The following is a 13,050-nucleotide window of genomic DNA, read 5'->3' as shown; positions in this document are numbered from 1 at the left end:
GGCTCCCTGTTACTTTATCTAACTAAATCATTTAAGATGTTTTACAATACTACTTTTTTACTACACCTTTAGTGTCTTTAGTAAATTCAGCTACTTCGTTCTTAGCAGCGGAAGTATCTGTAAGGTACTTAGAACCCAAGAACTTCACTGTGTACTCAGTTGCATTCTCTCTATCATCAGTAAGTCTAATTTCGATACCGTTAGTTCCTACTAGAGCAACTGTAAATTGGTTACCTGCAACTAACTTCTTACCGTCATAATAACGAGTAATTTCAAAGTCTTTAGCAAGCAATACAAGATTGGCATTTTTATCCAAGACGATTTCTTCACTGAAGATAGCAGTCAATACTTCACCATCAACAGATAAGTTGTCACCTTTGAATGTTGGAGCTACTTTGTCTAGAACTTTTGCTGTACCAGTACCAGATACATTTCCAGCTAGAGTTGTCAACTTGCCAAAGTCTACTTCAACTTCAAGGTTATCACTGTAAGTTGTATTCAATACGCTATCCTTGAAGTTCAACTTCACTGTAGAAGTTCCATTATAGTCAACACTATTAACAGCATATACTTCCTCAGTAACAGTGTTTTTAACAACGAATGCAGAAGCAGGAGCTGTAGATACACCAGCAGACAACTTCACATTAATTTGGCTTTTACCTACCAAAGCAGCTTGATAACCGGCAATTTTATCATCATATACAGCTAACTCCAAGGTAATATCTTTAGTCAAATCAATTTTATTCTCATTATTTTGTTTAGTGAATTCTTTCAATAGGTTACCAGCTTCATCTTTCAAGCCACCTACAAATAACGATGAAATTTGTTTCGAACTAGCAACAATATTTTTATCTTTATCACGAGTACCGAAGCTTACGTCTTCAGCAAACTTAATGGCAACAGCGTTGCTATCATTAAACACAGTAATATCAGCTACTGAACTAGTTAATGTTCTACGAGCAGCATCAGTACCTTCACCATACTGAACATGGTAGTTCGCAAGATCTTGTAATGAAGCAGGATCCATTTTCTTGTCGAAACCAATGATTAGAGTACCAGTTCTCGCATTGAACAATTTAGAATCAATTTTCGGAGCAGATACGTCAGCAAGATTCACTTTGCCGCTGTAATCAAGCATAGTGTTTTCAAGTCTTGTGCTATCTTTTACATTCTTGATTGTTACTGTGTTATCACCAGTGGACAATGCAGTGTACAATTCAAGAGTTACTACGTTGTTCGAACCTAATTCTGCGTTTTTAACAGAAATCACATCACCATCTTTATTCTTGATAGTGTAGTTCCCTCTAGATTCTGCAGATTCCTCTAGTACTGATTTAGAGTAAGTAACTTTGATTGTTTTATCATCTTCAGCTACTACCTTTTTCACTACTGGACGAGTTTGGTCGATTTCAGGAGTTACAACAACAGTAGTTCCATCAGCAAGTTTGTTGCCGCTGTAGTCTTTCACACCTTCAACATGAATCGGAAGGGCACCTGTTGGTAAAGAGTTAGCTTTAGTAAAGAAGAATTTAACTTTATCATCAGCTACTACAGTGAAAGTATCCGCTGTTTTCTTGCTATCACCAGACTTCCAGTAAACATTGGAAGCACTGATTGTATCAGGATCAACTTCTTCAGAGAAAGTTACAGTTACAGTTTCCAAAGTTGCTGACGCTTCAGTAATTGTAGGAGCATCTTTATCTTCAACTACTGTAATATCATGAGTGCTAGTTAGTGATCTGAATCCTGCGAAGTCATAAACTCCTCCAATAACAAGCTTATGATCTCCTACTGCAAGAGCAGATGTGTTGTAAGGAGTCAAGATAACTGTTCTAGATGTTGGAGCAGTGATCTTACCGAAGTAAGCTTTACCATCCAGTTCAAAGCTAGCTTCTACTGGTAATACTACTGGCTCACTGAATACAACTTTAACTGATTTAGTTCCCAATGATTTAACGGAAGCAACTTCTGGAAGTACGTTGTCAGAAGTACTGAATTGATATTCCTTTTCACTAAGTACGTTATTTCCAGCTTTAACATTAGAGAAATTCAAGAAGTCTGCTTTGTTATTAGCAAGAACGCCGCTTAATGTAAGAGTAACTGTCTTCTTGTCTTCAGATAATGAAGCCGATTTAACTGCTTTACCTGATTTCAAAGAGTAGTTAGCTTCATCTTCAGCAGTATCAGTGTCAACAGTACCGTCAAAAGTTATAACAACTTCTTTCAGGTTGCTTGCAGATACGCTTGCAACTTTAGTTGCATCTGTAATTACAGGGTTCAATTTCGCTTCAGCTGCAAATGCTGCTTCTACTAACAATGAACGCTTAGCGTTTGCTTGGAAGTTAAGGTTTTTGTCAAGGAGTCCAGCGTCGATTGCTGCTTGAACTTTTTCCTTTTCCCAAGATGCACTGTTGTCTGCAGTTGCTGGAACTTTAAGATCCAATGCGTTAGTCAACACAATTGCCAATTCTTGAACAGTTACGTTAGCTTTAGGAGCGAACAATTGCTTAGTCAAATCTTGACCTTGCATAATTCCTGCTGCTGTTACTGCTTCGATGAATGGAGCAGCCCAGTGCTTCTCGTTGTAGTTCTCGTCTTTGTAAGAAAGAGTTTCTGGCAATTCTTCATTCAACCCTGCTACCTTAGCGATAACTTTCGCGAATTCAGCGCGAGTCATGTCATTGTCAAGACCTGCAGTACCGTCTACATAACCGTTGAAAATACCTTTTGTTTTCAATGCATCATACTTCTGTTGGTTTGTTAGTTCGTCTCCGAACGCTACAGATGCAAACATTGAGAATGCCATTGCTGTAGATAGTGCTACTGATAAAATTTTCTTCATAACCTTTTTGTCTCCTCCTTGGGAATACATAACATTATTATTTTTATTTTCATAGAGTGGGCTCGTATTACTCATTTGTTGTTGCACCCCCTTTCTCGAGTTGAGCAAGTAAATATAAATGATGTCTGTGACGGGTATCACAGAAACTGGTAAACAAAAATCTGCAAATATAGACTAGCATCCAATCCTACAATAAGTATTATACATTGGGTCCAAGTTGCCGTAAAGCTAAATTTTCTAAAACATAGATAATTTTCTTTATCCGGACACAATTGGATGACTCCCCTTGCTGAATCCTTATAACTCTTAGACGCATGAGTTTCTAAAAAGTTGCACCTTTTTAAAAATAAAATCATTTTTGTTACTAAATTAACAGTAAGCGTATGATTTAATAACTAGAAAACCTTATTCTAACTATAAAGACAAGAAAAAGACGCCCTTCGGCGTCCTTTTCACGCTGTTCTTCCATATTAACTATTACAAATTTGTTACCGGATTTTCATCGACAATTGAATAATCTGCGCTCTCGTCTCAAGACTATTGCTGAGGCTTGCATACATTCTTTCTATTGATTGCTTATTCTCACGATAAGTCTTATCATGCTTAATTGTAACATGTGACCATGCGATGAGGTTATTCTCTGCTGTCTTCAATTCATTGTAAGCATCATGGAAGCCTGTCTCAAGAACGAGCCCTTCCATCAATTCCTGAGTAACCTCTGTCTTCTTACGAGTTGCTTCAATTTTCTTCTCCATCACACTAGCTCTATTCTCAAATACCGTCTTTGCCTTCATATAATCCATCTGAGCTTTAGAATAGATTGGTTTCATTAGTAACGTTCACCCTCTAGAAAAAGTTAAGTTCTTAGACATTGTATCGCATAGATCCGTAAATTACAAAATATAGTTCATGGAAAAAGAGTAGTTGACAGGAGACTCCTGCCCTCTACTCTTTACCAGTACTACTTAGATTTTAGGAAGTTTCTTCATATCCACCATTACTTTAGCAATAATGATAGCTGCATCACCACGAAGCATATTCGCTTTTGGATTAAATGTATATCCCTTTTTCAGATCCGTAGGATCCACAGGACTTCCCGTTATAAATCCCTTTTTGGCAATGGCCAGAACAGAAGGTTGAGCATAATAATCTATATTCGTATAATCAACGAAATACTTCTGTAAATCTTTAGTGATCTTAGCGCGATCAGTATCGAGCTTCAGATTTAGTCCTCTAGCAATCATGACTGCGGCGTCCTGACGCATGATGTTATCATCTGGACCAAATACCTGAGGTTCTACCCCTCTAATGATCCCCGCTCTTGCTGCTGTCTCTACATATCGGAAATCCCAAAGTCCATCATAGTTAATCGTGGCTATGTCGGTAGGAATATCCACGAAATGCTTATTCCCATTATAGTTCAAAGGCAAGTCAAGGGATCTAACTATCATTCTTGCGAATTCTGCCCGACCTACATATACATCTGCACCGAAACGACTGGCTGGATCTTCAGCATTCATAACACCCTTTGCAAAGACTGTCTCAATGTACTCACGAGCATAAGGATGTTGGACAGTATCATTATAGGTGTACCCAAGTTTCCCTACAACGAAATAACCAAAGCGGTTAAATGGAACCGTAATGGTATGTTTCTTCTCATCTACGACTCCGCCAATATTCTCCCATTGCTTCAATACAGGGTCGAAACGGAATACAGTAACTAATCGGCCAGCATCTTGAGTAATACTCTTATCGTAAGAGAGCGTCATTTTTCCTACTTTAGAAGGTATCAACTCACGGCTCGCATCGCGTTGATAGAAATTAGCGATTGGTGCATTAGGGAATTGATATGGATCGTTACCATATTTTACCGGATCATAGGCATTTGGCGTATTAATATCATCGGCTAATCCTGCATCTATCCAATATACAGCACTTGATTTCACAAAACGCTGTTGGAAGTTGCCTGTGAATACTTGCTTACCTATCGCCAACTCTAGATCGTAATTAGCTGGAATAGCATCAAATTCATGTCGATCGACTACACCATCTGCACTATTGGCAATAGAGAACAAGATATCGTGATTTGCGAATACTTGGTTCTTGAATTGTTCAGGTACATTGTAGTCTTTACGCACCAGGCTTGTTCCTTTGGCAAAACTAATGTTCAAAGCTCCTTCAAAAGCCTTATGAGATGTTTTCATTGCCTCCATGTATTCTGCCCCCGGAATGCTTGTAGGAACATATTTCACGGTAAAGGAATCTTTAATCTGATCATTCCCTCGTGAAATAACCAACTCAATCTTCGTATCCTTATTGGGTTTCAAGTTCTTAACAATGGCGCGATACGCTGGTGCATATTCAATAATACCATCATAATCGGGATCATAATTAATCTTCTCAGCTTCTACTTTGTTAATGATGACTTTCTCAGCACCTTCGGAATAAATGACAACTTCCACAAAGTTCTGATTAAGTACACGCTTCTGAGTAAGTGGTGCTACAACCGTATACGGGATTGAGATCGGGTTGACTTCCAAACGATATGTCGCTCTTGGTCCACCTTTACCAGAATTAAATACAGTCATAGTATACACTTTCGGGCTACCATCTAAGGGTATCTTCTGATCTTTCATTACAAAACCGAAATATTCATGCTCAAGATCATAATAAACATTTATTCCTGGTACCTCTGTAGCGCCAGATGAAGTAGGGTTTAGAGGAAGCCCTCCTACTCGAGAAGTTAATTTATTCCCAAGGTTCCACTCGATTGGTTTTTCGCCAGGAGATTGAATCATTAAGATGTAATTATCCAGATCTGTCCCCATGCTCCCCAACTTGGTCTGCACGCTTAGCTCATTAGTTCCTAAATCTAGAAAATCAAATGTACCATGCACATTCATAATTGCTTCCTTCGTCATAAAGACGCTACCCTTAAGCTGAAAATTGGTATCATTCGGCTTAGGTTCTAGGTAAGTCGTGCTGTACGGGTACACACCATCTGTTCCTGGTGCCGGGATAACTGGAATATTGGTAGGAATCAAACTAATGACAAAATTCTTCTCATATGTGTTCTTATTCGTTGTGAACAAGAACTTAATGTTGTTATCCCCCGGAAACAATGCATCATAGGCTGCTTCTAAATTAGTATTACCCACAATCCCGAACTTGCTTGAGTCCGATGCGTCTCCCGTTAGTGCCACAAGCGTGTTATTAACATATAGGAATACCGTTTGTCCGGTAGTACCATATTCAATCTTCTCATCACTTGCTACATTTATTAATTGTCCCTTGAAATTCAAGAGTTCATTCATTACTTTATTCTGCCTTATATCCTTAGCATCCGTGGTATTGGTGTAAATCTTCATATCGTCATATGCACCATCAAATTTGACGTAAGGACCATAAAGTAGAGTTACAGGAACTTTCTTCTCTACTCCACCAGTAACATTAAAGTAAATATTTTGTTTCCCTGAAATAGGAAGCTTATTTATTACAAGAACGATTCGTTGTACTGTTGTAGGCACGCCGTTAATGTTCTCAATCACCGTCGTATTCAAGACGACAGTCGATGCAGGGGCGTTCACCAGGAGAGCATCCGCTCCATCTGTTATCTTACTTATTGCTGCTGTTACGTTTCCTCCCGTAGGGTTAACAATCAATATTTCAGCCGCAACTGGCGTAGAGAATATATCTGCATTCTCCATCGTTGTGCCTGTAAGACTAGATATAGAAGCTGAACTCATACCTGCTGAATAACCCGTTAGATAGTTCACTTTGTATATATAGGATTGGCTCTTATTCTTAGGCATGAAGGATAAATTTCCTTCTGTCTCATCCACAGGAGGAGTCAACGTTCTATTCTGTGTAGTTAATGCTAAAGACACACGTTGATCCCATTGAATTGTCCCCACAGGAATGGTAAATTCCACCTCAACACGAGTATCGCCTGGCTGTATTGTCGCATGAGTCGGCGTTACACTACCTGTAGCGTTGACACCACCTGAAAGCGTATAACGGATATCATCCAACGCGATCCCTGTAGTAGGAATAATCGCCTTCCCCGTTATTGTAGCTGCCGTAGCACTTCCCATTGGAAAGTCAGGGTTACTACTTAAATCAGGTGATACATCCGCTCCACTCTTGGCTATCACATCAAAGAAGGTAACTCTACCATTATAGAATGTGATCTCACGGGTTGTTTCTACTGTTTGGCTTTGATTAGAAACTCTAATTGTAATAATGTTCTTACCTTGCTTAACATTTAAAGGTGATGCATAAAATTTATAATCATTCGTACTTGATACATTATAGGTCCAACTTCGACCATTAATGATTACAGTTACTTTATCAGCATTAGGTGCTTTACCCACTAAAGCAATATCCGTATTGGATCTACCAAACGAAGCTCCAGCTGGTGCAGATGAGATCACTGTCGTCCCCTGCTCATTCACATTGGTAGTAATTCCATCAATAATGGCTTCCAAATCATAAATCGTTGGACCATTACGATATTCAATATAGATGGAATCTTCCACTTCCATAGTCCCTTGTTGGCCTTTGAACGTAATCATGTTCAATCCCGGAAACAATTGAAGGTTATTTACTGTCATATTTGAACCGCTTAGTTGAATATTCCCAGTCTGTCCTTCGCGAGAATTAATCGCTGAGCCTCCATCTTTGGGAATTTGAAATACACTGTAGGAAATGGTACTTCCATTAACATTATTTAGTGTACCCTTAATCGTTACGCGTTCTGTATTGGTAATTCGTGCAGATGCCAAATCATACTGTTCGCCTGGCAAGATAAAGAACCTTCCCACCGCTGCTTCAGCTGACTGCGATAAGGTTGCCGGTATTAGGCTGACAATCATGGCTAGCGTCAACATCAATGATAATAATCTTTTCAAAATTATTTTCCTCCTCTTTTTGAATCCTCATCCATATCAAATTTGATGAATTCATCTCGTTATCTTCTATATCGGTAATAAACCTACAAAATTTTAGAAAAACATACAAAAAAACAGCCCACCATGAAATGATGAGGCTGTTAATCTTTATTTCGATCTCGTACCCGCATTTTCCTTCATCCGTAATCTTGCGATGAGGTTCAGCAGCGGTTTCGTTGTTTTGCCGATGAGGCCAATGACCTCGGCTCCGATCTGGAGTAACAACATCATCATGCAGATGACGACGAAGGTGACCCAGTTCGCATCGTAGAATGCAGCGGATGATTGAATAACGGCCAATACACCGAAGAAAGTAGCAATTCCGTAAATGATGAGCACACTTTGACGGTGGCTGAAGCCCAGTTCGCCTAAGCAATGATGTAAGTGACCTTTATCTGGAGCAAAGATCGGCTTCTTCTGAACCCAACGACGTACGATCGCAAAGAATGTATCCGATAACGGTACAGCGATAATAATTAAGGGTGTAATTAAAGATACTACAGCAATCTGCTTAAATCCTAACAATGATAACATGGCCAGGCAGAAACCTAAGAAGAGGGATCCTGAGTCGCCCATGAATATCTTCGCCGGATGGAAGTTAAAGAATAGAAATCCAATAATAGCTCCTAGCAGAATCATACATAGTAATGCAATCATCATATTCCCCATCAACAAAGACATCACTAAGATTGTCCCAATGGCAATACCTGACACACCTGCAGCTAGCCCATCTAATCCATCGATCAGATTAATAGCGTTCGTCACACCAACAATCCAGAAGATGGTGAGGGGTATGGAAATCCAGCTTTCTAATGAAGAGTACGTATCATTAAAAGGTATATTTACAACGTTCACGGATATATCAAATCCAAATACGACAATGCACGCAGCTGCAATCTGTGCGACGAACTTCAATTTAGCAGATAATTGAAAACGATCATCCAACGCACCAATCAACACGATCATCGTTCCACCGATCAGAAAGGCTTTGATGAAATTCGCATCCCTCATCGACAAGTCATTCGCTATGAATGGCAATGCCAGTAGAAGAGCTACGACAAAAGCTAAATAAATTCCGAGTCCACCCAAGCGCGGCATAATCTTCGTATGCACTTTACGGGCGTCTGGTACATCTACTGCTCCCACTTTAAATGCAAATTTCTTTACTTGCGGCGTCAATATAAGTGCCAGTCCTAAAGCGACGATAAATCCTATAATCGATATCATCAAAATATTCAAAGTTCAACCTCCATTTTCTCTAACGGAATAAATTATACTCCGTCCGAAAAATAAACACCAACTCCGTATTTCAGTAGTTTTTCACCTAAATCAAGCGATTTAGCCCATTTCAACTCGATTTTGTCACGTTTCCTCTATCCCGTAACACTTTGACAACGAATTGCGGCAATGCAATCATTCTTCGATATCTTGTTGGCTCACTTAACAGACGATATAACCACTCTAAGCGAAGTTTCTGGAAGATCACAGGTGCACGTTTGATTTTACCTGAAATGATATCAAAACTTCCTCCAACTCCCATCATAACTGGAACAGCAAGTTGAGCCTTATATTTCGCAATCCAAGGTTCCTGCGTGTCGGCGGATCGAGCCACGAAGAGGATATCTGGCGAAGTCGCTCTAATCTGTTCAACCACCGCTTCATCTTCCTCTGGACCAAAGAACCCATCATGATATCCCACAATTTCCACACCTAGATACTGCTCTTGCAGTCTAGATGCAGTCGCCTTAATGACCTCTGCTGTTGAACCAAGTAAATACACTCTCCAACGATAGTTTTCTCCTGTGCTCATTAATTCATGTAACAGGTCATAACCTGCCACCCGTTCTTGTACGGGTTGTCCACCAACACGCGCAGCCCATACCACGCCTGTCCCATCCGGAACGATGAGTTCAGCATGCTGCATAACCGACATATACGTCGTGCTCTTTAATGCCGCCATGATCATAATGGGATTAGCCGTAATAACCTGATGTGGGGTCCGTGATATAATCACTTCCGTTAAATACTTAACGGTGTCGTCCATCCCCCATTTACTTACGTGAATTCCGAATATGGGAACCGTCGGCACTTCTTTTAATAATGTCTTATTCATTTTATCACCTTACTTGCTATATATTCAACAATACGCTCAGCAGGCTTTGAGGCTTCCTGCTTCAATTGATCAATCTGTGCAGCATGGGCTTCACGCCAAGCTTCTTCATGGAACAACAATTGTTCCAGCGCAGTAGCTAACTTAGCTGCATCCAATGATGACGTATCCCCCACTGGTTGAAGCTCCAACCGCTGAAGGAAGTGATCAATCTTCGGATCATAGGAAATACCGATCATCGGCACTTGGACATTGGCCGCATAGATCAAGCTATGAAGTCGCATTCCAATGACGATCTTGCACTTACTGACCTCCTCCAGCATGTCCTGTGGAAGAACAATGTCTGGGCAAATACTGACGCGGCTTCCTGTTGCTGTGACATCTCCAAGCAATTTCACCATGAACTCTGAAGCTTCAACATCAGTTGGGAGATGAAATGGGAGAAATCTAATATGAAGGGATTGTCGTGCCATCACTTGTTGTAACCCTTCAACAATCTGCATAAGTTCCTTCTTGTCTTTCTCCCAATAACGAATCGAGATCCCAACGACCGGTAACTCCTCGTTATTCATAGTAGCTACATCATTCTGAACGTCTGCATTAGACCGCTTCCGATCATTCTTTCGTTGTAATCCCATCACCGCATCGGGAACAACATCTATCTTGCTTCCTTGCAAGCCCATCTGCTGAAGTAACTCGGAAGACCCCTGGTCACGAACTGAAATATACGCACATTGATTAAATACTGATTTAATCATCGGGTGAAAAATCCCTCGGCTAACAGGGCCAACTCCTTGAGAATAAATAAATGTTGGCTTTCTCATCCATTGAGCTAGCTTAATGACACCTAAATAATAAGGGATCGTCTTGGAACCGGTAGCGTCCTGAAGCAAGCTCCCGCCACCACTGATCAGACCACAGCTATTCTTGATCGCCTGCCTTACTTCACCAAGCTTCAATCGATGAACAGCTTCGACGCCGTAAGTAGACCTGGTCCACTCGGGATCAATCGATAGAACTACAGGCTGAAGTAGCAATCCTGCAACTTCAGCCTGTTCTTGTAATGCTGTTAAAATCGATTGAAGCACAGCTTCGTCCCCGCTATTCTTGTATCCATAGTACCCCGATATGACTATCCTTTGAGGAGTGGTGACCATCGTTTCCAACACCCTTCTGCAATCTGCCATATCGCTATGGCAATAAGCCCAATAATAAGTCCTAATCCTAACCCAAGTAGGTCCCGAACGAGTGAAATGCTCAGCGGTGTATGGATATGTGCAAATGTATCCACCATAGACAGTTGACCTATGACCGCAACGACCATCATGTAGACAGCATTACGGTATTTAATGGACATAAAGATACCTAGTAGAAATATAGGGTGGGCCATCATAAATTCCTTATTACGTGGACGGACACCGAAAGTATCTTCCATTAGCGTACGGAATGTCATTTCAATCGACGTTACCGAACCGCCGTTACCAGTACGTTGTAAATAATACCAGCCTACCACACCGATGATTCCAACGACTATGATACCCATTACAGTAATTCGACTACGTAGAATTGTACCTATTTGCTGACGTAGATTCCCTCCACGATAGAGAACAACGTACAAAGCCACAAGTGCAATTGGACCAAGGTGCAGTAGACTAACACCGCGGAATTGTTCAAGAACCATTTGATACGTCACGTTATTCAACAGTGCCACTACAAAAGGTATTGCGCTCAAAGAAATAATCGCAGTCTTCACATATAGAACAACTGTATGCGTTAAACGACGACTCAACTTCATTTCTACATCATTGACATTCAGTTCGTTCAATTTGCGTATAGCTAGCACCATCGCTATCGTTGGTCCACTAATCGCCACTAGCAACGCTAGTGCCTGTTCGAACAAAGTTGGTCTTAGCATAAATAGTCCAGCACTACCGATCATCCCAATTACGAAGGCAGGGATCGTTAATAACGGAATGAAGTACGACGCTAACAATGCTATGAATGCAATCGCACCAAGTACAACAACCATTTTAAGAATACGTTGATAGGATGAGTCTACAATGTTGAAGGCTTTTGCCTCACCGATTGTAAAGCCATTGCTCTCAATCTTATCTATAGCGTTACCTGGTTCTACAAGGCTGTGGATTAAATTATCCATTGGATCTGTAACCATCGCTTTGGCGGTATTACGACTTGGTGCCGCATTCAAGTAAAATATACGGATATTACGATCTTTACTCGCCAATGCGAAACGATCAGCAATTGTCTGTACATCCAGATATGCGTCGGCTTCACTCAATGAATACAAGCGTACAATATTATAATCAAGTGCGTAGGCTAATTTGTTCAAGCCCAGTTGAGGTTTCTTCAAATTCTCAATAGCTACAACACCTATTCCATGCTCCTTAAGAAGTTCAGCAAAGGCATCCAAACTATTCATATCAGCATGATCATTGTACCCTTTGACGGATTCTCCTTCAAAAAGAATACGCGTTACCCCTTCAGAGGCATAATGAGATATCACTGACTTCATGTATTCCTGATTATAGGGAAGACTATCCCCCAGCCGTGGCATAATGTTAAATCCCTTGCTACGTAGCATAGCGAACGTAACAGGATCCGACTGCATCGGCTTCATGATAGCATTCTCCAAAGGCGTCTCGATCACAAGCCCTCTTTGATCCCCATTCGACCATGGTCTAACTACAATCTCCAGCATATCAAATGTCTCTTCAATAACAGGAGCGATTTCACTTTCATTCTCTTCATTCGTAAATGAAATATACGTGAAATTCTCATTGACTGGGATCAGTTGATTGTTCTGCATAGCTATATCCTTACTACTATAAAGCATAATACGTCGCGATTTCTGGAATTCGTCCAACGTACTTTCAAACATAGCCATCGTACTCACTCCGGCATCCTTCAGCCGATCCAATTGTTCGTCTATATAATCTTGGGGATGGGCTTGTAAGACAGCTATATCCACCAAATCACGGTAATCGAAAGCAAACTCCACTTGATTCGTAGATGTCTCTGTCTGGAAGCGATCATACGCGACAGGCATAGCGGCTACAATTCCGATTACAACTATAATCCATAACCATTTGCGCGAAGACTTGCTCCACTGGTTCCATTTATACTGCACT

7 protein-coding genes are annotated in these 13,050 nt (G+C 40.6%); all 7 read right to left on the bottom strand.

The genetic code is table 11. The features are described from left to right. Positions 1-49 precede the first annotated feature (49 nt). Positions 50-2,842, bottom strand: a complete 2,793-nt coding sequence (locus AC1TO9_RS10165; protein ID WP_482059060.1) for an Ig-like domain-containing domain — start codon at positions 2,840-2,842, stop codon at positions 50-52. A 488-nt stretch (positions 2,843-3,330) separates the two neighbouring features. After that, complete coding sequence (locus tag AC1TO9_RS10160) at positions 3,331-3,672, bottom strand: hypothetical protein (protein ID WP_482059059.1); 342 nt, start codon at positions 3,670-3,672, stop codon at positions 3,331-3,333. Positions 3,673-3,807: 135 nt separating this feature from the next. Beyond that, positions 3,808-7,752, bottom strand: a complete 3,945-nt coding sequence (locus AC1TO9_RS10155; RefSeq protein WP_482059058.1) for an S-layer homology domain-containing protein — start codon at positions 7,750-7,752, stop codon at positions 3,808-3,810. 147 nt (positions 7,753-7,899) lie between these two features. Beyond that, a complete protein-coding gene (locus AC1TO9_RS10150; protein WP_482056663.1) occupies positions 7,900-9,024 on the bottom strand; it encodes a glycosyltransferase family 4 protein in 1,125 nt (374 codons plus the stop codon). A 115-nt stretch (positions 9,025-9,139) separates the two neighbouring features. Next, positions 9,140-9,904 (bottom strand): WecB/TagA/CpsF family glycosyltransferase, encoded by a 765-nt coding sequence (locus AC1TO9_RS10145; RefSeq protein ID WP_482056557.1) that lies wholly within the window; start codon positions 9,902-9,904, stop codon positions 9,140-9,142. After that, a complete protein-coding gene (gene csaB, locus AC1TO9_RS10140; RefSeq protein ID WP_482059154.1) occupies positions 9,901-11,058 on the bottom strand; it encodes a polysaccharide pyruvyl transferase CsaB in 1,158 nt (385 codons plus the stop codon). The genes AC1TO9_RS10145 and csaB overlap by 4 nt, the downstream gene beginning before the upstream one ends. Continuing rightward, positions 11,034-13,049, bottom strand: a complete 2,016-nt coding sequence (locus AC1TO9_RS10135; protein ID WP_482059057.1) for a DUF5693 family protein — start codon at positions 13,047-13,049, stop codon at positions 11,034-11,036. Before AC1TO9_RS10135 ends, csaB begins: the two co-directional genes overlap by 25 nt. Position 13,050: the final 1 nt, after the last annotated feature.

The organism is Paenibacillus sp. Y916, from assembly GCF_056786435.1.
The sequence above is the reverse complement of the archived record's forward strand: the minus strand, read 5'-3'. Positions and strand labels throughout refer to the sequence as shown.